This is a genomic window from Novosphingobium sp. FKTRR1, assembly GCF_020404405.1.
Lineage (GTDB): Bacteria > Pseudomonadota > Alphaproteobacteria > Sphingomonadales > Sphingomonadaceae > Novosphingobium.
Genome location: NZ_JAIZDA010000012.1, coordinates 103,280 through 128,918, shown reverse-complemented (window position 1 = coordinate 128,918; position 25,639 = coordinate 103,280). Strand labels below are relative to the sequence as shown.

General features: G+C 62.6%; 20 protein-coding genes. 18 read left to right on the top strand and 2 right to left on the bottom strand.

The genetic code is table 11. From position 1 onward, the window contains the following. Nucleotides 1-44 precede the first annotated feature (44 nt). Both LDN95_RS13040 and LDN95_RS13035 read right to left on the bottom strand, forming a co-directional pair. Nucleotides 45-818, bottom strand: a complete 774-nt coding sequence (locus LDN95_RS13040; RefSeq protein ID WP_226018119.1) for an ArdC family protein — start codon at nt 816-818, stop codon at nt 45-47. A 3-nt stretch (nt 819-821) separates the two neighbouring features. Next, nucleotides 822-965 (bottom strand): hypothetical protein, encoded by a 144-nt coding sequence (locus LDN95_RS13035; RefSeq protein ID WP_226018118.1) that lies wholly within the window; start codon nt 963-965, stop codon nt 822-824. 128 nt (nt 966-1,093) lie between these two features. On the opposite strand from LDN95_RS13035, the gene LDN95_RS13030 reads away from it, so the two are divergent. The 18 genes from LDN95_RS13030 (at nt 1,094) to LDN95_RS12945 (ending at nt 25,633) form a co-directional block, all read left to right on the top strand. Further along, nucleotides 1,094-1,309, top strand: coding sequence for a hypothetical protein (locus tag LDN95_RS13030; protein ID WP_226018117.1), 216 nt, complete (start codon nt 1,094-1,096; stop codon nt 1,307-1,309). Nucleotides 1,310-2,564: 1,255 nt separating this feature from the next. Beyond that, nucleotides 2,565-3,314 (top strand): hypothetical protein, encoded by a 750-nt coding sequence (locus tag LDN95_RS13025; RefSeq protein ID WP_226018116.1) that lies wholly within the window; start codon nt 2,565-2,567, stop codon nt 3,312-3,314. Continuing rightward, nucleotides 3,311-4,897 (top strand): hypothetical protein, encoded by a 1,587-nt coding sequence (locus LDN95_RS13020; protein ID WP_226018115.1) that lies wholly within the window; start codon nt 3,311-3,313, stop codon nt 4,895-4,897. Before LDN95_RS13025 ends, LDN95_RS13020 begins: the two co-directional genes overlap by 4 nt. 340 nt (nt 4,898-5,237) lie before the next feature. Next, complete coding sequence (locus tag LDN95_RS13015) at nt 5,238-6,098, top strand: hypothetical protein (RefSeq protein WP_226018114.1); 861 nt, start codon at nt 5,238-5,240, stop codon at nt 6,096-6,098. A gap of 43 nt (nt 6,099-6,141) precedes the next feature. Further along, nucleotides 6,142-7,809, top strand: a complete 1,668-nt coding sequence (locus LDN95_RS13010) for a portal protein (protein ID WP_226018113.1) — start codon at nt 6,142-6,144, stop codon at nt 7,807-7,809. Beyond that, a complete protein-coding gene (locus LDN95_RS13005) occupies nt 7,799-8,188 on the top strand; it encodes a hypothetical protein (RefSeq protein ID WP_226018112.1) in 390 nt (129 codons plus the stop codon). Before LDN95_RS13010 ends, LDN95_RS13005 begins: the two co-directional genes overlap by 11 nt. After that, a complete protein-coding gene (locus tag LDN95_RS13000) occupies nt 8,185-9,042 on the top strand; it encodes a hypothetical protein (RefSeq protein ID WP_226018111.1) in 858 nt (285 codons plus the stop codon). The genes LDN95_RS13005 and LDN95_RS13000 overlap by 4 nt, the downstream gene beginning before the upstream one ends. 257 nt (nt 9,043-9,299) lie before the next feature. Continuing rightward, complete coding sequence (locus tag LDN95_RS12995; RefSeq protein WP_226018110.1) at nt 9,300-10,244, top strand: phage capsid protein; 945 nt, start codon at nt 9,300-9,302, stop codon at nt 10,242-10,244. A 74-nt stretch (nt 10,245-10,318) separates the two neighbouring features. Continuing rightward, nucleotides 10,319-10,774, top strand: a complete 456-nt coding sequence (locus tag LDN95_RS12990; protein ID WP_226018109.1) for a hypothetical protein — start codon at nt 10,319-10,321, stop codon at nt 10,772-10,774. A gap of 95 nt (nt 10,775-10,869) precedes the next feature. Continuing rightward, a complete protein-coding gene (locus LDN95_RS12985; RefSeq protein WP_226018108.1) occupies nt 10,870-11,505 on the top strand; it encodes a hypothetical protein in 636 nt (211 codons plus the stop codon). Nucleotides 11,506-11,510: 5 nt separating this feature from the next. Next, the gene (locus LDN95_RS12980) at nt 11,511-13,715 is read left to right on the top strand and encodes a hypothetical protein (protein ID WP_226018107.1); all 2,205 of its coding nucleotides are present in this window, start codon (nt 11,511-11,513) and stop codon (nt 13,713-13,715) included. 5 nt (nt 13,716-13,720) lie between these two features. Further along, nucleotides 13,721-14,275: a hypothetical protein gene (locus LDN95_RS12975; protein WP_226018106.1), complete on the top strand. Its 555-nt coding sequence runs from the start codon at nt 13,721-13,723 to the stop codon at nt 14,273-14,275. Continuing rightward, a complete protein-coding gene (locus LDN95_RS12970; RefSeq protein WP_226018105.1) occupies nt 14,272-14,748 on the top strand; it encodes a hypothetical protein in 477 nt (158 codons plus the stop codon). The genes LDN95_RS12975 and LDN95_RS12970 overlap by 4 nt, the downstream gene beginning before the upstream one ends. Nucleotides 14,749-14,750: 2 nt before the next feature. After that, the gene (locus LDN95_RS12965) at nt 14,751-16,886 is read left to right on the top strand and encodes a hypothetical protein (protein ID WP_226018104.1); all 2,136 of its coding nucleotides are present in this window, start codon (nt 14,751-14,753) and stop codon (nt 16,884-16,886) included. Next, complete coding sequence (locus tag LDN95_RS12960) at nt 16,886-20,095, top strand: hypothetical protein (protein WP_226018103.1); 3,210 nt, start codon at nt 16,886-16,888, stop codon at nt 20,093-20,095. Before LDN95_RS12965 ends, LDN95_RS12960 begins: the two co-directional genes overlap by 1 nt. A 3-nt stretch (nt 20,096-20,098) precedes the next feature. Then, entirely contained in the window at nt 20,099-22,732 is a 2,634-nt protein-coding gene (locus LDN95_RS12955) for a hypothetical protein (protein WP_226018102.1), read from the top strand. A 121-nt stretch (nt 22,733-22,853) separates the two neighbouring features. Further along, nucleotides 22,854-25,346 (top strand): hypothetical protein, encoded by a 2,493-nt coding sequence (locus LDN95_RS12950; protein WP_226018101.1) that lies wholly within the window; start codon nt 22,854-22,856, stop codon nt 25,344-25,346. A 14-nt stretch (nt 25,347-25,360) separates the two neighbouring features. Continuing rightward, a complete protein-coding gene (locus LDN95_RS12945) occupies nt 25,361-25,633 on the top strand; it encodes a hypothetical protein (RefSeq protein WP_226018100.1) in 273 nt (90 codons plus the stop codon). The last annotated feature ends 6 nt before the right edge of the window (nt 25,634-25,639 follow it).

The following is a 25,639-nucleotide window of genomic DNA, read 5'->3' as shown; positions in this document are numbered from 1 at the left end:
ACGGTGGTCATCAGGCCGGATTACGCCAGCTTATGGATAGCGCTTCATCCGGCCTGATGCCCCCCTGCGTTGCGCTGAAGCATACCGATCAATGGTGCGTCAGGCGCGGTGCAGACTGTCCAGATAACGCCGACCAGTTCCTCGAACGCGTAGTCCTTGCTTCCGAACCGGTTCAACTGGGCGCGATCGAGGCGAGCCTTGTGGCCGGTCCAGTGGCACAGCTCGTGCGCCAAGGTGGCGAGATAGCAGCCCGCCGTGTGGAAGCGATCGAACATCGGCATGTTCACGAAATCGTGGCCGGGCGAGTAGAACGCCTGGTCGCCGCTTTCGCGAATATCCGCGCCGCTGCTGCGCAACGCTGCTTCGTTCACTTCGTCGCGCGCCTTGCTGGGCAGGACGACGACGGGCGTCGGGGTGAAGCGATCGGGCAGGCCGTCAATCTGCTCCACGTTGAAAACTGCGTATTCGCGCAGCATGGGGATTTGCTTCTCTGCCTCGCCGGTGGGGTCGGCGCGATCGGTGACGGTCAGCTTCTTGAAAAACACGATCTTGCTGGACTTCTCGCCCTTACGCACCGCGCAGCCGAGATCGATCGCCTGCTTGAAGGTCATCCAGGTGCCAGCGCGATAGCCGCGCTCTTCAGCCGCTGCCCACAGCAACAGGACGTTGATGCCGCGATAGCTTTCGCCGGTCACGCGTCGCGGCATGGCAAAGCCGCCACTGTTGGCGACCCAGCGCGGCGACCACGGCTTAACGCCCGCTTCAAGCTGGGCGATGATCGCGGCTGTGACGGTTTCGTATGTGTCGATGCGGGCCATAGTTCAGGCCTCCCGCGACAGGATGGCAGCGCATTCGAGCAGCTCGATGAGCTGGCGCGCCCAGGCTTCGGCGTCGGCCTGCTTGCCGCACTGCTTGTAGGCGATAGCCTTCGCCAAGGCTTGAGAGATTTTGCTGCGGTCGATCATTTCGGCGGCTCCTCGGTCGGCATTGGTTGGAGGCCCGTATCTCTAACCGTTATCGCTTACTGTCAATAGGCGATAACGGTTATCCCGCCGATTGACGCAAAAAAAGATAACGCTTATGGGTTGCGATCATGGGAAGACCGGCAATAGGCAAGTTCACGGCGGTGCGCCTGGCACCGGAGACGCTGGCGCGGATTGACGCGCTGGTGGTCGGTGGTCGGCGCGCCGACTTTATACGGCGCGCAATTGATCTTGCCCTGACGGCGGCCGAAGCTGACCTGGCCGGGCCGGGCAGCGATCGCGAGGCGATCGCGCGCGGAACGCAGGACGATACCGCACAGACATAAACCGGCTCGCGCGGGCAGTGGAGGTGCTGGCGAAAGCGAAGGTGTAACCGTAGCTGCAGCCAGCGCCGGAGCGGTGCGCCCGCGCTCCTTCTCTCTCTCCCGCCCAAGATCCCACAACCATTCACCCGGACCCGGTGGGGCATCGTCGCGCCCATCTCACCGGTTAGCACCATCTTTCCCGAACCCGAACCCGTACCCATCGATGGGGATTACAAGAGCGCATTGCGCGGCCTGCCGTTGGGTCGGGGGGCGGGATAACCGCAAGGCTAACCGGTGGTGCTAACTTGGCGTATGTCGCAAGGCATTGGAATAGCTGGGGAAATCGTAGGCGGTTAGCAGGTTAGCAGGTTAGCGGACCTCTCTATATGCGCGCGATCAGGCGCGCCCGCGATGGGCCTCGCCGTGGTGCGATTGGGTCGCGTGTGTATCTGGGGCAATAAAGCGCTAACCGGCTAACCAATGCCCTTAAATGTATTTCTATCAATAGGTTAGATAGGTTCTTAGGTTAATGAGGGGCGGTTAGGGCGGTTTCGGGCCTCGCTACCCATTAACCATTTGCGGCGGGATCGATCCGGGGGATACATATCCGGCCCTATGGGCTCATCCTCGATCCTCGCGCCGAATAAACTAAGGGCTGGAAATGCCGGGTGCGCTGCGCGCTCGGCATCGATCGCCGCAGGACAGGTGTGCAGGGCGGCGGGGGGCGAATTTCTGGGGAAGTTTTCGGCGGCGGGGACGGCCTGGCCGATCTGGTCGGTCGACGTCGGGGTGCGGATCGGGATTGGCGGATTTCTGCGGTTTCGGGGTGGCTGGGCGCTCGGTGTCAGAATGGGAAAGTCGGAATGTCGGGCACATCGCCTTGATTTTGTTAGCTTTTCGGACTTCCGGGTTCAGCCTGATAGGCTGACCGCGAGGCCGCTGGCCGAAGGCCAGGGGGGGGCCGACCCCCTTCGCGGCGCGCGCTTCCTTCCCATCCGGGTCGCGCATGCCGGGAACCGGAATGGTGAAATGTTTCCGGATCAGGCCCACCCTCGCGCTAATGGCATTTGCCAAGCCGATGCAGGGGCTGGAAATGGGCGCGAAATTCCCTCGATCCTATCGGGGTCGGGGGTGCGGGCGGCACAATGCGCAGGTGTCAACGGCCGGTCAGTGTGCCGCCCGAAATCGCGTGGAACTGTGGGTCTGGGTGGGGGATGTTCCCGGTCCTGCGCCAATGGTGTCAACGAACTGCTGACGCTAGGGCTGGGGGTGGGCAGTGTCAACTAAGCCCGGCCCCATCGAGCGCGCCTTTCATGCAGACTTGGGTGTCGGCGCGGCGCTTGGCGTCGACATGGAGCCGCACCAACTCGATATGCTGCGCGGCGAGGACGGCAAGCTTCCTGGCAACGTGTTTCAACTGGCGCGCAAGGCCGGCCCCGGTCGGCCGCCCAACTCACCAAATCGGAAGAGTGCCGAATACGCCAAATATTTCACGCATAAGTACGGCGATCCGGTCGATTACATGGGTAGCACCTTCTCCATGCCGCTCGATCAGGCAGTTGAGCTGGTACTGGTAGCCGAAAACTACACGGAGCGGGAAGAGCGACTGCTTCGGCTGTGCGATCAGGCCGCCGAGGCGATGGTCAAGGCCGTAAGCGAAGGCTGGTCCGGCGAGAAAATGAAGTCCGTGGTCCGCATGGTCGAGGCGGTCGAGCGGGCGGCGGGCAGCATGAAGGCCAAACCGGGCGAAATCGCGGTGAAAGTGTTGGTTCACCAGCTCAACGCGGCGAAAGAGGCGGCGCAGTACATCCGCAGCAAGAAGCCGACAGAGCATGTCGTCGATGCAAACCTCGATTTCCGTGCATTCTTTGTCGGCCAGCATGGGACGGAGGCCGCCCCGCACCAGCAGGCGCTAGCGAATGCCGCCGACGCGGTGAACAAGGGGCTGATTTCTGAAAGCGACCTGCAGGATCTGCGCATCATCGACGGCGAATATACCTCGATCAACGCGGATGACGGGGAATGAGCGGTTATGCGGACCTGCTCAAGCCGGTGGGACCGAAAGCGGAGGCCTTTGTCAAAGATAGGCGACTGCTGACGTCGATCATGGGTCCGCCTGGTTCGGCCAAATCGACGTCCTGCATCCGCAAGATCGTATTCGAGACCCCGTTGTGGCAGGTGCCCGGCCCTGACGGCGTGATCCGGGTGCGCTGGGCGGCAGTGCGTGCCACCTATCCCCAGCTGGAGCGCAACGTGCTGAAGAGCTGGTTCATGTGGTTCCCGAAGAACCGGGGGAACTGGAATGGGACCACGCTGACGCATACGCTGCGCTATGAGCTGGTCGATGCTGCCACGGGCAAGGTGCATCAGGTCGAGCTCGAAATGATCTTCATCGCGCTCAACGACAAGTCGGCCGAGGATGTGCTGCCAGGCCTTGAGTTGACGGGCTTATGGCTCAACGAGGTCAATACGCTGCCGGAAGCGGTCTGGCTGATCGGCGCGGGGCGAACGGGCCGCTATCCTTCCTCCAAGTTCGGTGGCTGCACCTGGTCCGGCGTGATCTGCGACATGAATGCGCCGGACATCAACAATTGGACCTATGACCTGCTGGTTGAGGAAAATCTGGGGCTGGATGAGGAAACCGAGGCCGAATTGCGCACCGCGCTGGGCGATCGGTTCGGTGTAGGTTTCTATCGGCAGCCGGGCTGGCGCTCGGTTGATCCGCCGCCTGAGAACATCGAGAACGTCGAGGCGGGATACGCCGCCAAGCTGATGATGGTCTATGCCAAGAACCCGAACTTGTTCCGCCGTCTGGTGGACAACGAATTCGGGATGGTTGTGAGTGGCCAGCTGGTCTTCCCGGAGGTCAATCAGCAATTCCACTTCGCGAAGGATGCGCTGAAGCCCCTGCCAGACTGGCCTATTTTTGGCGGCCTCGACGGGGGGCGGACTCCCGCGATGGTGTTCTTTCAGGTGCCGAATGGGGCCTGCCGGGTACTGGACGAGCTGGTGGTCTATGATCCGCGCAAAAACACCGAGAATGGCAGCATCTCGCTTGATCGCCTTGGCCCCAAGGCATTCGGCGAGCTGGCGAAGAATTTTGTCGCGGATCGCTATGGTGACCGAGAGATTGAGTGCGTTTTCTATGACCCTTCGATCGACTTTGGGCAGGAGGAAGACTCCTACCACTGGCTTGAGGTTTTTAGGGGTGAGTTCCCCTGCCGGTTCAAGCCGGGCGGCGACGCCGGGAACCGAATTGGCCCGAGGCAGGACGCCGTGCGCGATTATTTCAATACCTCTCCCGGCGGGCAGCCGGGCATGCTGATCAGCACGACGTGCCCGGTTCTGCGCAGAGGATTCTCCGGTGGCTACATCCTGGAGGAAGCAAAGACATCTACCGGCGCGGTGCTCAAAGATAAGCCGAAGGGGCCGTTCACCCATGTGCAGGATGGCCTTCAACACGGGGTGCTGGGCTTTAAGCTGCGCGGCGCGGGCATGAACCACATGCGCGAGCGGCACGACGCGCGGCAGGCCGCCAAGCCCCAAGTGACCTATTCGAAACAGGTGGCGCAACTGCGCGGACGTGGTGAGCGTGGTGGGAGGTTTTAATGGCGTTTCTGGCACCTGTTCTGGCTTGGGCGGGGACTGCCGCTGGGATTGGTACAATCGCAGCCGGGGCCGCCACAATCGGCGGCGCTCTTATTTCGCGCGGTGGCGGGCAACAGCAGCAAGCTCCGCTTACGGCAACGCGCAACGACGCGCTGGAGCGGGCGGCAGCGGCGGATAATCTGGCACGGCGAACGGGCGCGCGGGGGCAGAAAAAGACACCGGTGGGCGGAGCAGAGGCTCAGACCGGGGCCAAGACCAGCTTGCTGGGGCGGTCATAGCCGTTTGGTACAAGTCACCGGCTCCATTCATTTTTGCGGTTTGATCAAGGAAGGATTTTTTCATGGCACGGCTCAAGACTTTGACAGACGGTGCGGATGAGGCGACTGCGGCTGCGGTGGCGCTGACGGGCGAAACTGCGGCGACGGAGGGCCTGCTTGCAGATGGCGCGGCAGAGGCTGCTCTGGCAGTGGCAGTCGAACCAGCCCCAGAACCTGCGCCGGTTGCACCCTCGCCCGATGATGTCTCGACTTCGCTCGGCACAAGCGGGGAAAGAGGGGGTAACCCTGCCGCTCCTTCGGATGCGGACCCGATCGCAGCGGCATCTGCAGTAGCCAGCGAGGCGCGGGCGCGGGCGGACGCAGTCGAGGCCGAATATCTGGCGCAGAGCGACAAGCTGGCGACGGCCAACGCCACGATCGCAAGCCTGCGCGACAAGTTGAGCGAGCGCGATGCGGCGCTGGACAATGCGCAGGCCGCGATTGCCCAGCGCGACGCCCAGATTGCCGCGCTGGGTGCGTCGCCGATTGCGCCTGTGGCGGAAGTTGTGATCGAACGGCCCAAAGTGGGCAAGGCACTGAAACTGCCGGAGGATGGCGAGCGCGCCGCTGCTGCGGACGTGATGGCCTCGCTCGATGCTGGTGGTGTGGTAGTCATGGTGCTGGCAGATGACGGCGCGGTGGTGCAGCCCTACCCCCCGGCGATCGGCGGCAAAGGGTTGTTCACGGTGCACGGTTCGGGCCTGCTTTATTCCGGTACAATCGATCTGAACCCCGAAATCGAGCAAGTGACCGTGCGCTATGCCGTGCTGTTGGATAGCGCGGGCAAAGTGCTTTCTACCTGCCGCCTAGGCGCATTGCTGATCGGTGGCGCCGGGCTTTCCGCGATGATCCCCGGCAACAACCTGCGGTTCGATTTCGACTGAGGTTACCTCTCCCCGGTGGGGGAGGAATTAGGAAGGAAGTTCGATGTACAGCGGCGAGGCGATCATCAGGCGGCAGGAGCGGATGGCGGCGGGGCAGACCGCCATCCGCGAATTGCGGCAGGAGGTTGCCGAGTTGCTGTTGCCGCGCATGGCCAAGTTCCACTGTCTGGGCCAGTTCGGACAGAACACACAAAGCCTCGTCGCTTCGGTGTTTGACGAATACGGCCAGCAGAAGTTCGAGGAAGCCGTCTCGATCGCGATGGGCCTGTCGAACCCTTCGGGTCAGATTTGGCAGCGCTGGACGCTGGGCGACGAAGATCTGATGAAATTGCAGCATGTGCGACTGTGGGTGGAGAGCAAGAACCGCCTGCTGCAAAAGCTGCGCAGCGACCCGAAATCAGGCTTCACAGATAATCTGGGTGAAGGCTGGGCGAGCCTGCTGGCCTTTGCCATGCAATCGAGCTGGGTAGACGTGCGCCGCGATATCATGGGGCGCCCTGCCGGATTTTCCTATCAGAGCGAATTCATCGGCGGGATCTTCATCGAAGAGAACGCCGAAGGCCTGCCGATCCGCACGCACAACAAGTTCATGCTGACGGCGCGGCAGGCATGGGACAAATGGGGTGATGAAAGCCCCGCCGTGGTCAAGCGCCATATAGGCAAGGCCAACGGTGCGGGCGATAACGAACAGGTGGAATTCATCCACGCGATCTATCCCAACCATGAATATGATCCCGACCGGATCGACCATCTGGGCAAGCCCTGGCGCGGGTGTTTTGTGGCGGTGGAAGGCAAGGAGTTATTCAAGGAAGGCGGATACATTGCCAACCCGCGCAATGTGAGCCGCTTTTCCAAAGGGTTGAACGGCCCATACGGCCACTGCGCCGCATTCCAAGTGCTGCCTTCGGTGCGCCAGTGCCAGGTGATGATGGTGGACCTGATCGAAACGGCCGAGCAGAAGGCGGGGCCGACCATGCTGGCCCATGACGACATGCTGGATTACGGCATCCGCTATGCCCCGCGCGAAGTGATCATGGGCGGGCTTGGCGCGCGCTATGAAGAGCGGATCAAGGCCATGTTCAACCCGGCCGACAACGGCGAAGGCTGGCAGTTGCTGGAGCTGATGCACAGCTACATCGACCGCGCGTTCTATGCCCACCTGCTGCAGATCAATCAGGATTTGAAAAGCCATGTGACCGACCAGCAGTTGTTCGAGCGAAAGGCCGATGCGGGTGTGCTGCTGACCCCGCTGGCGCGGCAGGAAAACGAGTGGTTTTCCCCGATGCTGGACCGCGAGCTGGCGCTGATGGACGAGCTGGGGTTGATGGATGACGAGCCGGGCGAAGTGCGCGAGGCACGCGATGCCGGTATGGGAATCGAGGCGATCTACGACAACGGCGTGACGCGCAGCCAAGGCGCTGCCGGTGTGGGCGCGCTGCTGGATATGGAACGGTTCTTTGCCAGTACGTTCCAGAACGATCCCGAGACGTACCAGACGTACAAGCAATACTATCCTTTCGAAAAGCGGCTGAAATATGTGGCCGACAACACGGCGGTGCCGGTTTCGATCATGTCAACCGAGGAAGAGCGTGCGGCGATCAAGGCGCAGCACGATCAGCAGAATCAGGAACAGCAGTTCCTTGCTGCCGTGCCCGATCTGGCCAAGGCTTCGAAAGACCTGAGCGGGGCGGTGCCGCAAAATGTCGCCTGACTATGGTGAAAGCCCCGACCTGATCGAGACGCGTGCCAAGCTGGCGGCGGCGCGCGCGCTGCGCAAGAGTCCACTGGGCAAGATCGCGAGCGCCGTAGGACTGGACGGAAACCGCAAGCGCCGTACCGCGCGCGAGGTTCACGAAGCCTATTGCGAGATATTCTATCCCGATGGGGCGACACTGAGCCGCGCGGGCGCGATCGTGCTGGACGATCTGGCCGAGGCGGCAGGGCTTGGCGCTGCGTCATGGGATACCGATCATGCCGAACTGTGCATCCTGGAGGGCAAGCGCCGCCTGATGCTGCATCTGCTTTCCCGCTTCCGGCTTTCGCCCGAGCGGGCTGCTGCGACCACACGTGAACTGGAGAACAACCGATGAGCGAGCCCGTTGACCCCGCTGTATCCCCCGCTGCTGCACCGGCAGCCTCCCCTGCCCCAGTCTCTGCCACCATCCCTGCATCGCCGCTGGAACGAAGCGAACCTGCACCCGCTGCCGCTCCTGCCGCCGCAGCGGCATCATGGATGGATACGCTGCCCGATGACCTGAAGGGCGACAAGACGCTGGCCCGGTTCAAGTCGGTGGAAGACCTGGCCAAAGGTGTGGTCGAGCGGCAGGCGATGCTGGGTGACCGTATCCAACTGCCCAAGGCGGATGACCCGGACAGCTTCGAACGCTTTGCCGCTGCGATCCGGCCGGAAAAGCCCGATGCATACAAGATCGAAGTACCCGAGGGGCAGGACGCCACCTTTGCCGAATCGATGCGTCCGGTGTTCCATGATGCGGGGCTGCATCCGCTGCAGGTGGAAAAGCTGGTAGCGGCGAACAATACCTATGTGGCGCAGCAGGCTGCGGCGATCAAGGCAGCGGGCAAGAAAGAGCTGGCCGATCTGGAGGCGGGCATGGGGACGCAGGAATTTGCCGCCGCCAAGCTGGCGACCAATGCATGGCTGACGAGGATGGGCATTCCGGTGAAATTTGATACCGATCTGGCGCGTCTGGTGGGGGCCGGCAATTCGGTGCGGCTGTTGTTCGATATCGTGCGGCGCACGGGCGAGCTGGGCAAGGTGAACGATTCCGAGATGGCGCTGGCCATGGGAACGATGACGCCCGAGCAGGCCAAGGTGGAAGCAAGCAAGCTGGATGCCAAGGCGCTGCGCAATCCGAGCAGCCCGGAAAGCAAGAAGATGGACGAATATGCTGCCGTAATTGCGCGCGGCACCAGCAAGCGGTAATCAAAACCAGCTTGACTTTGTTATCGATTTGATAAACTTCTAGGGCGTTCCGATCGAGCTTTGACCCCCCGATCGGAACACCCCGGACACCCCGCCGCCTGAGCGATCAGGCCCGGCCCCGGTGCTTTCCCGCAAAAGATGCGGGCGTTGACGCGGCGCGACAGCCGCCAGTCTGGCCCGGCCCTGCGGCAACGTAAGGGGCGATACCCCTGACGAAATTTTCGCAATGATGTGAAACTTTTGCCAGGAGAATGACTATGGCAACCCCAGTCGAAAATTGGCCCGAAACCGATCGGACCATCGCCTATTCTTTGAAGGTCACCAACGAACTTAACCAGGTTCCGGGGAAGTTCACGCAGCTGTTTGATGAATCGAACAGCGGCCCGTGCAGCGGCACGATCAAGGTTCTGGAAGACCGCTTCGATATCATCAATCTCGAAACCCAGAACAACCGCGCCGACGACACCAATTATGTCGATATCGGCAACGTTCGCCGCGCGATCCGCAAACGCAAGCCTGCTGATGCCGCGGTGCTGGTGGGCCGCCATGACGTGCAGGCGACCGACGTCAACATCGAGGCGGTGCCGCCGGTGAAGCTGGCTGATGCAGTGCGCCGCTATCACGACGACGCGTTCTTCGATCCGCTCGGCGGCTTTTATGGCAATGCCTATACGGGCGAATATGGCGCGACGGCGGTGCCGTTCACGCCGGGCAACATCATCGCGCATGGCGGCACTGGCATTACCAAGGCCAAGCTGCAGGCGCTGATGAAGCTGTTCAACGACAACGATGTCGATACCGAAACCGAAGAGCCGATTCTGTTCATCGACAACCAGGGCGTGATCGACCTGCAGAACATCACCGAGTTCGCCAACTGGGAATACAGCGAAGACCGCCCGCTTGCGCGCGGCGAATTTGCTGCCGGACGGGGGTTTCTGGGATTTCGCTATATCCGTGCCAACATGCTTTCGGCGCGCGCCTACCCCTCTGCCCCCGGCACGATCGTGCCTGCCGCAAACCAGATTTCGCTGCCGGCCTTTGTGCCCAGCGGCCTCTATCGCGGCACCTGGACCGAGTTCTTCTACCGGCAGGGCGAGAACCCGGCGAAGAAGCATCAGGTGCAGCAGTATGCCGAAGCCTGTTCGGCCATCACGCGGGTGGACGAGAAGAAGTGCTTCCAGATGGTCTGCACGGGTCGGTAAACTTGAGCGGCCCTTCGACACGCTCATGCAGAGCCAGTTCGAGGGGTCGCCTTCATTTTTGAAGGGAATGCGAAATGGCAGACCGTACCGGCAAGTACTGGGCCAATGTGACCACCGGGACCAAGGCGCAGCAGGCGCCCGGCCATAGCAACAATGCGGCGATGCGCCGCAATCGCGAAGTGTTTTTGACTGACGATGGCGGCGCGAATGCAATCGGCACCACGCTGGTGATCGGCGTGCTGCGCGGGGGCGACGTGCCAGACAAGGTGGAAATCACCGCAGGCACCGTGGCGATGTCGGGCGTGAGTTTTTCGCTGGGCACGCGCGCCAATGCCACCAAGTACAGCGCGGCCATTGCCGGTCCCGGCGCAGGCGCGACGGTGACGATCAAGTTCCTCGACGTGAACGATATCGGTCTCAATACCGTGCCGTTCGCGTCCGAAGAACTGGTGCTGACCACAAGTGTGGCGGTGATCCCGGTGACGGCGGGTGGCAAGCTGCAAGTGGATACCTATTACAGCCACAAGTAATTGGGGTTGTGATGTTCAACCCGCCGCATGCCGGGGTCTTTATCTCGGGCTGGACATGCGGCGGGTTGAAATTCTGGTTGGTCAGGAGCGCGTGAATGGCTGATATCGTGACTTCGCAGACCCGCATCGCAAACCGCGCATTGATCCTGCTGGGGACGGTGACGCGGGTTATTTCTGTTGACGACCCTGCCCCACTGGCGCGCCAGATCAAGGATTTGTGGCACGAGAGCCGCCGCGCCGCAATCATATCGCACCCCTGGAATTTTGCACTGTTTCGCGCCGAGTTGAATGAGACGGGGGATGCGCCCGCGTTTGGCTATACGCGCCGCTTCGCCATTCCGCCTGAAGCCTTGCGCTGGTTGCCGCCGCCGCGCGACAGCGACTGGTTTTTCGAAGGGGTGGAGGAAGGCGGGCATATCCTGACGGACGCCAGTGCGCCGCTGCCGTTTCGCGGTATTCAGGACATCGAGGACGTGGGAGCTTGGCCTGCGCATTTTCAGGCGTTCATGGCCTATCAACTAGCGATGGACCTGGCCGACGCGGCGACGCAGTTTTCGGCCAAGGCGCAGGATATGGCGCAAATGCGCGAAGCCGCGCTGGAGGAAGCCAAAAAGCTGGATGGTCTTGCATCGGGCGAGCGGACCACGGGCAATGCCCGCTATCTTTCGCGCTGGGCGCGATCGCGCCGCGAGCGCTCGACTAATTCCTTTTCCTTCCCGACCGGGTACTGACGCCCATGTCGCTGGTGACCCCGCTGCAATCCAATTTTACCGGGGGCGAGCTTTCACCGCTTATGCTGGGGCGGGTGGATCACGAAGTGTGGAAGGTCAGCAGCCTTGAGCTGACGGGATGGGTGCCGCGCCCGCAAGGTCCGATCGAGGCCTGCCCCGGATTTGAATATGTGGCGAGCGCAGCGGGGCCATGCCGGTTGATCCCGTTCGAACCATACCTGACGCAATCCTATATCATTGAAATGTCAGCGTTGAAGTTCCGGTTCTATACCAACGACGTACTTCTGACCGTGGCGACCGTACCTGTGGAAGTGGCGCACCCCTATACCCAGCCCCAAGTGCTGGGCCTTGACTATACGTTTGCCGCCGATGGTGACACGATGTGGTTCTGGCACCGCAGCGTTGCCCCCAAGCAATTGTTCCGCACGGGGGCAGCCAGTTTCACGCTGGGCGATTTCACGTTTGCCAATGGTCCATTCGAGGACCGCAACACCGACAAGACGCTGACTGTACAGGCAAGTGCGCAGACCGGCGCGGTGACGCTGGTGGCCAATCAGCCGCTGTTCGATGCTGGCGACGTGGGCGGCCTGTTCGAAATGGAGTTCATCGACCTTTCGACCATTCCGCACTGGATGGTAGGCATGACGGTGAGCGCGGGCATGCTGGTGGTGAGCGTGAACGGAAAAGTGTATCAACACAGTGCGGGCACGATTACCGGCTCTGCCGCGCCGACGCACAATACCGGCACGCAATACGACGGGATCAATGGTAATGATGTGAATGGCAAAGGCCCTTATGGCTGCGCCTGGACTTACAAATACAGTGCAATCGGGCGACTGAAGATCACCGGCTTTACCGATGCGACGCATGTAAGCGCGACAGTTGTGCAAGATCTGGCATCAACTAATGCCACCTACCGCTGGCGATTTGGCGCATTCAGCCCAAAGCGGGGCTGGCCCGAGCATGGTGCGATCATTCAGGACCGGCTTGTGCTGTCGAAAGACAACAACCGCTATGCGAGCCAGATCGGGCTTTACAACGATTTCGACCGGTTCAACGAGAACGGCGATATCGGCGACGATCAGGCGTTCATCTCACCATTGACCGATCCCAACCCGGTGGCGTGGATGCAATCGGGCAACAACCTGTTTACCGGCGGCGCGCGCGAGGAAGGCGTGATGCAACAGAGCAGCGCTGCGCGCGGAATTGCGCCCGGAAATATCCGCAATACGGTGAATTCGCGGCGCGGGTCGGCCACGGTGCGCCCTGTCGACCTGGACGGCAAGCCGGTGTTCCTGCAGCGCAACCGACGCAAGGTGCTGCGGATAACCGATACGACTTATGAGCGGCTCGGCATCGAGGACCTGACCCGCTACGCCGACCATGTGGGTAACAGCCCGATGGTTGAATTTGCCAAGCAGGTCGAGCCGATGCCGCTGCTGTGGGCAGTGCGTGAAGACGGTATGCTGTGGGGTTGCCTGCTGATGCCAGAAGAGGCCATTCTGGGCTGGTTCCGCCGCCCGCTAGGCGGCGGGATGCTGGCACGATCCATCGTTGCCGTGACCGCGCCGGACGGCACGCGCGAAGACCTGTGGCTGGCAGCGGAAACGGTATCCGGCGCATGGTTTGTGATGAAGTTGGCGCCATTTCGCAACGCCGGTGAATACGACGAAAACGGCATCATGTGCGATGCCGCGCTGACATATGACGGGGTGTCCGCCTCGATCTTCACGGCGGCGCATCTGGCAGACAAGGAAGTTGAAGTAGTCGCCGATGGCGCGGTGCTGGGGCTGTTCACGCTGGACGGCACGGGCACGGTAGACCTTTCAGCGATCGGAGAGGGTGCTTTCAGCAAAGTGATGCTGGGGCTTCCATTTCCCTGCCGCTGGCGGTCATTGCCGCCGGAAGCCGGCGGGGACAACGGCCCGGCGATGTTCAAGATTGGTCGCACGGCCAAAGTGTGGCTGCGGGTGCAGAACAGCCTGGGGCTTCGGGTGACGGTAGATGATGAACCCAACGCCGCGCAGGATCTGGAAAGTCTGATGACCGACAGCGTGATGGACACGGCGCTGCCGTTCATGACGCTGGATATCCCGCTGGACATGGTGGGCGGCTATGACCGCCGCAACGTGATCCAGATCGACCGGACATCGGCCAAGCAATCCACGATCCTTGCAATCATGGGCCAATTGGAAAAGGCAAACGGATGACGGTGATGCCTGCCCCCTGTGGCCTGACGTTGCTGCCGTTCGAGCCGAAGCACATGCGGATGATCGCAGTGCAGCCCGCGCAAGCGCATGACTGGCCGGATTGCGATGCCCGCGATGGGCGCGCAGCGGCGTTTGCAGCCGAAGAGCATTGCTGGAGCTTTGCCGATGCGGGGGCTGGAAATGGGGGCGGAACGATTGCAGCATGCTTCGGCATGGTGCGCAGCCATGCCGAGCATCTGACCGCCTGGGCAGTGATGAGCGAGCTGGGCATTGCCCGGCTTGGCTATGTGACGCGGTGGTGCCGAGCCTATATCGCCGGGATGCACGAACGGCGCATCGATGTGACGGTGCGGCGCGGCTTTGCCAACGGCCACCAGTGGGCGCGGCTGCTGGGGCTGGGCTTTGAAAGTTGGCATTACCGGTTCTTTCCCGATGGTGAGGACATGGCGGTTTACGCGCGAATTGACGGATTGCCTGCTGATGTTTGGGCGCCTGCTGATGTTTGGGCGCCCGCTGATTTCTGGCGTAAAGGCTATGCGGCAGACAGGGTGCAGCCATGAGCGCTGGGGTATTGAACGCTTTCCAGATGGTGGGCGCGGTTGGCGGGCCGATTGTGGGCGGCATCGAGCAGAGCGGGACACTGCGTGCACAGGCGGCGGCGGACCGGGCCAATGCCGACCGCACCCAATATCAGGGCGAACTGGATAGCTGGCAGACGGCACGCGATGCGCGCCTGGCGCAAGGAGCGGGGATTGCGCTGTCTGCTGCCGAAGGAAATGTGGGCGGCACCGGCACGGTAGCCGACCTGATTGAGCAGGCCGCGCTGGAGCGTGAAATGGAGATTGTCAACATCCGGGCCAAGGCGGCGGGTGAAGCGGCGAATCTGCGCACGCGCGCGGCCAGTGAAAGCCGCGCGGCCGGGTTTGCGCTGGTGAAAGGCGTGCTGGGCGGGGCGATGGGCTATGCCGCCACGAAATCTGACCAGCGCAACACAGCCAGCATTCTTAACGGTCAGAAGGTGGGGCGGCGCTGATCATGGCGGGATGGTTTACAAGCCGGGTGAATGCCAGTGTGGTGCCTGCCGCGCCCGTGGCCGAGCCGCTGGGCATGGGCGAAACAATATCGGCGCTGGGGCGCACCGCTGGCGCGGTGATCCAGAACGATACGGCGCTTGCCGTGCGCGAGAAGGCGCGGGCGCAGGATACGGCGAGTTCGGCATTTGCAGTGAAGCTGGCGCAGGGCGAAGGCGAATATCAGCGCTGGGTGACCGATCACCAGAACGACGCCGATTTCGAAGTGAAGGCCAGCGCCAAAGTTGATGCCGACATGGCAGGCCTGCGCGGCGAACTGGGTAACGACCGGGATCTGTTGAACCATTATGAGCCGCTGCTGACGAAGAGCGCTGAAAGCCGCAAGAGCGAAGCCTATGCCCATGTGGCAGCAGTGCGCGCCAAGGCCAGCGCGGGCGCTGCAAATGATCTGATCACGACATCGGCCAACAACGCGATGAGCGCGCCGCACCGCACCGCCGAGTTTGCCGACACAGTGACTGCAGCGATCATGGCCAACAGCACGATCCCGGCTGCGCTGCGACCGGTGGCGGCGCATGCGGCGGCGGGACAAGTGTGGGTTTCCGGGCTGTCGCAATCGATCCGCGATGGCGGATACGAGGCGGTGGCCAAAGAGCTGGACGCTGGCACCTTTGACGGCCTGCTGCCCGAAGGAGCGAAGGCTCAACTGATGCGCCAGATCGAGGCGGAGCGCGGCGCTTCGGCGGCGGCGACGCGCGCGGCAGCCGCAGATGTGCAGCGCCAGGCGCGCGAATCGATCAATCAGGTGAAAGTGGCGATCGACCACGGCGAGGCGGTTCCGGCGGCGACGATCGATGCGGTGATCCGCAGCGGCACAGCAGCCGGACTGCCGCCTTCGGAGATGATGGAAGCACGCTATCTGGGCGAGAAGATGACTTATGCCCAACGTGCGAAGGCGCTCGATTCGGGCGCGCTTGATGCACAGATCACGGACCTGCAGGGCAGGCGTGCGGCGGGCGGATCGGCGCAGCTCAAGCCCGCCGAGCAACGCATGCTCGACCAGTACGAGACCGAGCAGAAGGCGCGCGATGACAGCGAGGGGGCCAGGCTGAGTTCGCTGCTGAAACAGGGCGTGGAAGGGCGGGCTGCAGGCGTTGCCAGACTGGCGCAGTTGCCGCCTGAGCGGCGCTTTGCAGCGGCGCTGGCGGCAGGTGACAAGCAGGCAGCTGTGATCGCGGGGCTGGACCCTTTGGCGCAGCGCTGGGCAGTGCAAGGCGGGTTGATGCGGCGTGAGCGGCCCGACGTTTTCAAGCCTGCCGCTGTGCCGGGCAAGGACGGCGATGCACAAATCGAAGCCCTGTTCAAAGCCAAGCTGGGTGGCGTGGCCGACCATGATGGCGGGGCCTATCAGGAGATCCGCGACACTGCGCTAGATATCATGGCGGCGAGTGGTCACAAGTACGACAAGGTCAATCTGGAAGTCGCAATCGACAGGGTTTATGGTGGTTCGTTGCGCGGCGGCGTTCGCTATGGCGGAGTGCATACCGTCAACGGTTTTCAGGTGGTGATCCCGCCCTATCTGAATACGGAACAATTCGCGCAGCGCTATGCGCGGCATGACTTCAAGGGTGCCGTGCTGGCGAACGGCCAGGCCGTGAGCGCGGCGGACATCAAAGCGCATTTTCAGATGAAGCTGGTCGATCCCGCACCGGACGGGACCGAACGTTACACACTGGTCGGTCCCGACTTCAAGCTGCTGCAGCGCCGCCGCCCGGATGGTGCCATTGAACCCTATGTCCTGAACGTGCCGGTCAATCCCGGAGTTCGCGTTGCCATTCAAAAAGCGCCGGACGTGCCTGGATTGATCGAGGCCGGAAATATTGATCTTCATCACCGGCCCGTAGTTCACAACAAGGATGGCTCAATTTCAACCGTGCGATCAATCTCGATCGGTACGGACAAAGGTGAAGTCCTGATCCCAACGGTGTCACCGGATGGGCGGATCATGTCAGAAAAAGAGGCGGCAGCGGAGTATCGAAGGACCGGAAAGCATCTCGGCATATTCAAGACGCCCGAGCAGGCAACGGCATACGCGGTTAGCCTGCATAACGATCAAGCCAAAGAATATGGGGGCCGCTGATGCCGCCAATCGCACCACCCAGCTTGCGCAGCCCCGATCGCAGCGGACCGAGCGCGGGCGCGCCGCCGCCTGACCCGACATGGTGGGAGGGGATCAAGGCGAATTTCAATCTGGGCAAGGACATCCAAGACAATCTTGTCCAATCAACCCGTAACCACGACGCCTATTTCGATGCGCTGGACGCGCTGAGCAAGCTGGGGGTCGATACTTCGCAGCAAGGGCCGCTGTTTGATGACGGCGCGACATCGAGCATGGCGATGACGGTAGCCGGGCCAGTCTATGCCGGGCCGCGTGGCACCGCGCGCGTGCTGAACCATGACAAGGTGTTTGCCGAGATGCAGCGCCAGCGGGCGATCAACGCACAGTCCTTTGGCGGCCTTCCGGCAACGCGTGCAGAATGGGATCAGCAGATTGCCACACGCTTTGGCGCGCGCGCGCGCGATCAGGCTGTGGCGGCGCGTGCAGGGTTTGTGCCTTGGGCCCTTGGCGGCGCGGCGGCGGGGCTGACTGACCCTGCGCAAGTGATGACTATGGCGGTAGGCGGTGGCGGCGGTACCATTGCCCGTTTTGTGCTGGGCGAGGCGCTGGCGGGCGCGGCGGGTACGGCGCTGATGCTGCCCGATCAAAAAGCCGCGATGAACCGCATGGGCGAAAGCTTTACCGCTGCAGACATGGCAAAGGAAGTGGCGCTGGGCGCGGCGGGCAATGTCGTGGTAGCTGGAGCGGGCAAGTATGTGGCTGCGCCCGTACTGGGCGCGGCGGTCAAGGTGGCGGGCAAGGCGGTTGCCCCGGTGCTGGAAGCGGGACTTGCGCGGATCATCCCGCATCTGCCCGAAGGCATGCGGCCGAAAATCAGGGGAATTGGCGATATCCCCGACGCGGACCTTGCCAATGCGTTCGAAGCCGCCGTGGGCAAGGACCGGATGACCGAGGCCGAGCGCGGCGCGGTTTCGACGTTGCGGCGCGCAAGCGACGAGGCGGCGAGCAATCCGTTCGTGCCAGACGGGGCGGGCATCAAGGCACACCAGAGCGCTTTGCAGGATGCGCTGGACCGGATCACGACAGGCACGCCTGTTCGTTCGGTTCGTTCTGGGCTTGGCGATGCCAGCGGCTTGCAGAGCGGATCTGTGCGCGCGCCAGTTGCGGGCGATGGGCTGGGTATGACCGGGCGCGCGGCGCAAGACTATGTGGTGAATCGCATTGCGGGCAATCCGCGCGTGGAGGGCACGGGTAAGAACCCGGCGAGCAGCGCGGTGGGGCTGGGCCAGTTTGTGGACGACACGTTCGTCAACGTGTTTCGCAAGACGTTCCCGGATCAGGCTAGACTGGGCAAGGCCGCTATCCTTGCGCAACGCGGCACCGGGGTGGAACGCGCCATGCTGGAGCGGCTGACCGCCGACAATGCGCAGGCGCTGGCGCGGGCGCGGCAGCCGGTGACGCCGACCAGCCTTTACCTTGCCCACTTTCTAGGACCGGATGATGCGATCAAGGTGCTGAGCCATGGCGGCGAGACGCCGCTGGCCGGGCTGATCCGCAAGGCTTCGATCAATAGCAATGCCAGCATTCTGGCGGGAAGGACGGTGCGCGATGCGATTGCTTTTGCCGAACGGAAGATGGGGGGCAGGGATGCTGGTGGCGGTGCTGGTAGCGTTGCCGACGGGGCCGATGGGGCAGACGCGCTGGCACTGGAAGCCCAGCGCGCGACAGACGGCGTGGCCGCTGCGGAAGCTGATGTGCAGGCCGGGCAGGCCGCGCGCGGTCCGGCGATCGACAGCGAGACGGCGGCGCTTGCGCAACCGATGCGCGCCGAAGAACCGGGGCTGTCCGGCGAAAGCGCGCCCGGCCCGACGCTGCTGCCCGAATATCGCGACACGATGCCGCACACGCTGGAGACGGTGCCTGCGAGCCAGATCAACGTGGATGCCGAGACATTCCAGTTCAAATCGGGCGGCGATCAATACGGGGTGACAGACCGGCTTGCCAATGTTGACCAGTGGCAGCCGGGTTTTTCGGGGCGGGTGATCCTGTGGCAGGACAAGGCGGGCCGATACTTCGTGGCGGACGGCCACCAGCGCACCGGCCTTGCCCGCAGGATCGGCGCGAAAGAGGGCCGCGACATATCGCTTGATGCCTATGTGCTGCGCGAGGCGGATGGGGTGAGCGCGCGCGATGCCCGCACCTTTGCCGCAATGAAGAACATTGCCGATGAAAGCGGCACGATTACCGACATGGCCAAAGTGCTGCGCGATGCCGGGCCGGATGCGCTGCGCAAGGCCGGTGTGCCACGCGGGGCCAAGGCGCGTCATGCGGAGGGGGCGGCGCGGCTTTCACCAGAAGCCTTCAGGATGGTAATCAACAAGGTAATCCCTGAGGAATACGGAGCCTTGATCGGTGCGCGGCTGCCAGACAACCCCGAAGCGCACGTGGCGATGGTGCAACTGCTGGCGAAGAGCAAGCCCACCAATGCAGCCATGGCGGATGATATCGTGCGACAGGGGATCGAGGCGGGCTTTCAAGACGGCGTGCAGACTGATATGTTCGGCGAGCTTGGCACCATGTCCAGCCTGTTTACCGAGCGCGCCCGCGTAAAAGAGGCCGCAATGAGCCGACTGCGCGGACTGAAGCGCATTTTCGGCACGGCGGCCAAGGAAGCGGGTACGCTGGAAACAGCCGGTTCGAAGATCGATGTGGCAGCGAGCAGACAGGAAGTCCTGAGCAATGACGAAGCCCTTGCCCTTATCGACAAACTTGCCTGGTCTGCCGGACCCGTCAAATCGGCCATCGACCGCGCCGCAAAGCGGCTTGCCGATGGCGAACCCCTCGCCCGCGTCTCCGCCGATCTTGCGAGCGACATCCGAGCCACTGACTTACGCGCTGCGGCCATGGATGGGGCCGATGCTGGCGGAAATGCTGGCGGCGGAGGATCAGAGTCGCCGGACCTATTCGACGTAAAACCGTTCGACCCGCAGGCGCAGGCGACGCTGGCGGGGTTTGACGATCCGGTGGCCGAAGCGGCACAGCGACAGGCCGACAGCGCGCTGCATGATCTGGACCTGTTCGTCCGCGACAATCCCGAGACAATGATCACGCCGGATGCGGACGCGGAGCCGGTGCCGCTGGCCGAGTACCTGCGCCAACTGGACGAGGAAGAGGCGGTGCTCGACAAGATCGATGCCTGCCTTGCGCCGCCCGCCACAACAGGAGCCTGAGCGATGTCGATGTCCGAATGCGTGAAGGGGCTGGTAGCCGAAGGCGCGATCCGCAAGGATCAGGGCGAGAAGGCCGAGGCGCTGTATGAGCGGCACTTCAACCGGCTGAAGCACGAAAAGGGCATGATGGCCGCCGCGAGCGAGGCGACCGAGCTGACGATGAAGCATTTGCGCGGCGAGGCCAAGGCGGCGAAGCGCGCGAAGATCAGCACGGCGATGGCACAAGTGAACGCGCTGAAGGACATGCGGACCTATGCCGGGGGCATGGGCGAAGGCGGGCTGTTTGATCCGCGTTCGCTGACGTCGCTGGCGGCGTGGGACGACAAGGCGCGGTTCATGGACCTGGAAGGGCAGCACGAGGCGCTGCGGGCGACCTATCATTCCACGCTCGATTCGATGCTGCGCGAGACGCGGGCGAAGGTGCTGGGCAAGGTGCGCGCGCCCGCGCTGGAAGAGGACATCCTTGCCGCCGCGTATGGCGAGAAGGTCGACGATGTGAACGCCGTGGAAATGGCAACGGCGGCGAAGAAGGTGGCCGAGCTGGCGCGCCAGCAGTTCAACGAGGCGGGCGGGCATATTGCCGCGCGCGAGGACTGGCACTGGGTGCAGGACCATAGCGGCGACAAGTTCCAGCGCGCCGGGTTCGACCAGTGGAAGGCCGATGTGATGGGCGCGGACGAGCGCGGCGTGCCGATCCTGAATACCAGCACCATGCTGGACAATGCCACCGGCCTGCCGTTCGAGGGTCAAGCCTTCGAAGATGTGCTGGCCAAGATGTACGATGACGTGGTGACCGATGGCCGCGCCAACATGGTGATCGGCGGCATGGGTGAAGGCAAGGCGCTGTATAACCGCCACGCCGAAGAGCGGTTTTTCGCCTTCACGGATAGCAAGACGCACCTGTGGTATGCGCAGAAATACGGCAAAACCGGCATGGTGGAGGGGATGAGCCGCCACCTTGACCGGATGGCGCGCGATGTGGCGGCGATGCAGCGGTTTGGTGCGAACCCGGATGCGACGATCAAGCATGTGGGCGATGCCGTAATCGCCCAGGCCGCGCGCAAGGTGGGGCGGGAGCCAAAGCCTCGTGCGAAGCTGCTGGAAAACCCGGTGGCGGCGGTGAAACAGACCTTTGCGCCCGATGCGGTGGATAGGGCGCAGGCGGCGGCATCGGAATTGCAGGCGATGTACGACGTGTTCATGGGCAAGCATGACAACATGATCCCCAAGAGCCGCCGTGTGGCTGCGGGGTTCGATGCCTTCCGCGCCTTTGAGACGAGCGCCAAGCTGGGCGGCGCGTTCTGGTCGGCCGCGCCGGGCGATATGGCGACATCGAGCGTGACGCGCAGCTTCAACGGGCTGCCGCAGTGGTCGATGGTGGGGGACTATATCCGCATGCTGGCCCCGACCGAGGACAGTCTTGCGCAGCGCCAGATGCTGATCCGGCACGGGGCAATGGCATCGGACTGGGCGCATTCGGGCGCGGAAGCGCATCGCATGATGGGCGAGGAATTTTCGGGCGAGGCGGCAAAACGGCTTGCGGAACTGACGATCCGTGCATCGGCGCTGGCCAAACATACCGATGTGTCGCGGCAACTGTTCGTGAAAGGGTTCAACGCCGGCATTGCGGACTTTGCAGAGTTGCCATTTGAAAAGCTCGATCCGAAATTTTCCGCCGCGATCAACCGCTATGGCATCGGCTCTGCCGAATGGGACAAGATCCGCGCAACGCCGCTGGAGCCGGCGCACGGCACCCAATGGTTCAATCCGATGGCGATCGAGGATACCGCCGTGCGGGATGCCTATCTGCGCATGGTGCATACCGAGAAGAAGTTTGCCGTGCCGGAAACCGATCTGCGCACGCGAGCAATGCTGGCAGAAAACTTCAAGCGCGGCAGCGTATTTGGCGAGACGATGAAGACGCTGTTCCTGTTCAAGGGGTTCGGCTTGACATTGATGAACACACACGGGCGGCGTGCCCTTGGCCAAGGTGGATTTGCAGGTGCACGGTTTCTAGCAGCCTATGCCGTGCGCATGGGCATTCTGACCACGCTGGCGGGCGCGGCGGCGATCCAGATCAAGAACTTGCTGCGGGGGCAGGACGTGGAGCCGATGGACAATCCCGCATTTGTGGGGCGCGCGGTGGCGCAAGGCGGCGGATTTGGCATCTTTGGCGATTTCCTGAAAGCGAGCGAGAACCGTTTCGGCGGGGGCATTGCCCAGACGATTGCCGGGCCGGGCGCTTCGACGCTGGGGAACGCGATCGACCTGACCTATGGCAATGCAGCGGCGGCGGTGCGCGGCGACACGCCCCATGTGGGCAAGGACATCGTAAAGATCATGCGGCAGGAAGTACCGGTGGCCAGTTCGCTGTGGTATCTGCGCCCGGCCTATGACCGGCTGCTGGTGCATGAGATCGACAGCGTGATCAATCCGAACCACGATCAGGACGAGGCGCGGTTGCTGGAACGCTATCAGGACCAGCGCGCACCGATGTTCGTGCCGCCGGGAACGCTGCTGCCCGTACGCGCGCCAGACTGGGGCAACGCGTTCGACACGCCGGGCGCGCCAGAGAACAAGGAGGCAAAGGCCAGACAGCAGGCAAAGGCGGAGGCGGAGGCTGCTGCGGCGATGTGACTTGCGAGCTGTTGACCTGACGGCCTCGATTCGATAACACGCGGTCACCGGGGACTCCTTCCAGCCCGTCCCGGCCTTTGCCGCTCGCATGGCGTGAGCGCGATCAGGTCGGGTACGCGCTATGACGGTTTCTTCGGCAATCCTTACCCATAGCTATGTCCCCGGTTCTGCCATGCTGACGGAATCGCTGGCAGGGTTGGTGGCGCTCGATCCCAGCCACCTTGTCGTTACCGATTCGACGGGCGCGATACAGGTGCTGGGCACCGATTACACGATCACTGGCAATCTTCGCACCGGCACCGGATCAATTCGCACCTTGCGAGCCTTTAGCGCAGGCGCGGTGGTAACGGTACGGCGCATCACTGACCGCGCGCAGCAGGCTGCGTTGGTGCCGACACAGCCGATGCCCGCAAAGAGGATCGAGGCCGAGCTGGATCGCAGCGTGCTGATCGCGCAGGAACAGGATGCGCAACTGGGCCGGGCACTCAAGGTGCCGCTTGGCGAAAATGCGCCAGCTTTGGGTTCGGTCGCATTGGCCCGGACGGGGCAGGTGCTGGGGTTTGTCGGTGATCAGCTCGTGCCGATTGAGGTGGGACAATCGGATAGCAAGCGGATTGCATGGGTGACGCCTGAAATGTTCGGTGCTCTCGGCGATGCCCGCGTGACCTACGATAGCGGCGGCGTCGCTATCGCGTATGCCGGAACGGATGACACGGTGGCCGTAGCAGCGGCGTTCAGCGCGGCGATGGCGGCCGGTGCCGAAGTGCGCCTGTCGCGCTGGTATCGCATCACATCGCCCTTGCCGACGATGACCAGCCCCTATGCCATCGTCGGGATTGGCCGTTTAAAATGCGGACTGGTGATGGACGCAGCGATGGCTGGCGCAGCCCTGACCATCAGTGAATGTTGGATGGGCCGCGACACGGACGAAATCAAGGCTGGTCAGAACGTCCGCGACCCGGCTGCGATCTACTCTGGCCTGCGTCTTGAGGGATTCGGTATTCTGGGCAGCCGGTCGTCGCCCAACGTCCAGCATGGCATCGTCTTGCGTCGACATGTCGACAAATTGCGCATGCGTGATGTCGGAGCATACCACGTGCGAGGCTGCGGGCTGTGGATGGGCTACGATGATCGGGCAGTCGGTGCATCGAGCGCGTATAATCGCGAGTGCGATATCCAGTTCGAGGCTCGCTGGTGCGGTTATCTGGCGGGTGGGTATGCTGCCATCAGGTACTGGTCGTTTGCCTATGCTGCGGGTGACGATGCCAGCAACAATAATGTTTTCGATATTGATTGTTATTATTCGGACGGAATCGGCCTGCATGTGTCGTGCCGCACAACTAATACTACCGGCGCGTCCATCCGTTATGACAAATGGTCGCGGGTCATGGTCGAACTGGCGGGAAGTCACACGGTATTGATCGAGGGAAGCGTCATCAATTCGCAGTGGGAATTCATCGAGTTCAACCCGACGACTGCCGGAACTTACGGCATGCTGCTGCAAGAATGGGCCGGGCAAACGACCGCTGCGGCAGGCTTCGACAAGATGCCGCGAAACTTGGTATTCAGCGGTGTGAACGGTGGCCGTGCCGGGACCAGTGGCGTGCGCGTGATCAATGGCCTAAACATTGACTTCCACGACCTGACGCCGAGTTCTTATCGGGCGCAGGGTGGCACCGATTATCACCTGATCGTCGAAAGCACCGTTGTGGGGATTATCTCCCTAAGCGGTGCCGCGTCTGAAGGGTATCGCGCAAACATAAGCTGCGATGCCTCTGTATTGCGCCATCTCAAGGTCGATATTGGGAAGTATACGACGAATTCGGCCTCACTGTATCCAATCCTTTCGAGTGCCGGAAGTATGGTCTATGTGCCCGACGCTTTCGCCGGCTCGACCCCGGGCATGGCCTATTCGAACGGTGCGGCATGGATGATCTGGCCGGTTTCGATCCTGCCGTTTCGTTCTGACGACCAGGCGGTTGCTGCCGGAACGGCAAAATACCAGGTGCGTGACTGTGAGGTGGTTGGATCAAATACACAGGCTGCAGAGTTTCGCGTCTTCAATGGCAGTGATGCCACCTATCAGGTGATCTGGCGGACACCGACTCTCGCCGGAAACGGCACGTTAGCAACGATTGGCGTGCTGTCGCCTGTGGCCCTGAACGGTGCATTCGGCGAAGCCCCCGCACTGAGTTTCACCCCTCGTGGCCACCTGCTCGCCAATCAGGGCGTAAAGCTTGTCGTGCCGCAATACACCATCGATTCCGAGCCGAGCTTGCTTTATCGCGGCGTGATCGGCGACCTCAATCTGATCTCCTACCAGCCCGGTGCCTATGCGTCGCGGCGCGGGATCGGATGGCGCAACGGTGTGCCGACCGCTGCTGCTCCCCCCGATGCGAAGGGGGGATGGCTTGTCCTGAACACCGAGGCTGCATTGGGTGGCGTGGCTGGATGGATTTCGCTGGCCAGTGACGGATCATGGGTCCCCATCGGCATCGTCGGCGGGGTGAAAGCCGCCGCGCAGGCAGACAGCACGGCTTCCGACATCGCCACGCTCAAGGCGGATTTCAACGCGTTGCTGGCCAAGCTGCGCAGCGCAAATTTGATGGGCTAAGGAGCTGTCTCGGCATGACGAGGTATTCACCCCACTCCCAGGATGAATTGGGGCGCCGGATGGAGACGATGGAAGCCGCGCTGCGTGAGCTGCTGAGCGAGGTCCAGGGCATGCGTGGCGAAGTCGCTGCGGTGCAGACTGACGTGGCGGAAACGCGCGAGATAGTGACTGCGTGGGAAGCCGTCAAAACTGGCGGAAAATTCGTAAAGTGGCTGGGCGCGCTGGCTGCGGCCGTGGCGGCGATCGCCGTCGCGGCAAAGGCCGGGCTGGCGATGATGTTCAGGTAAAGGGGC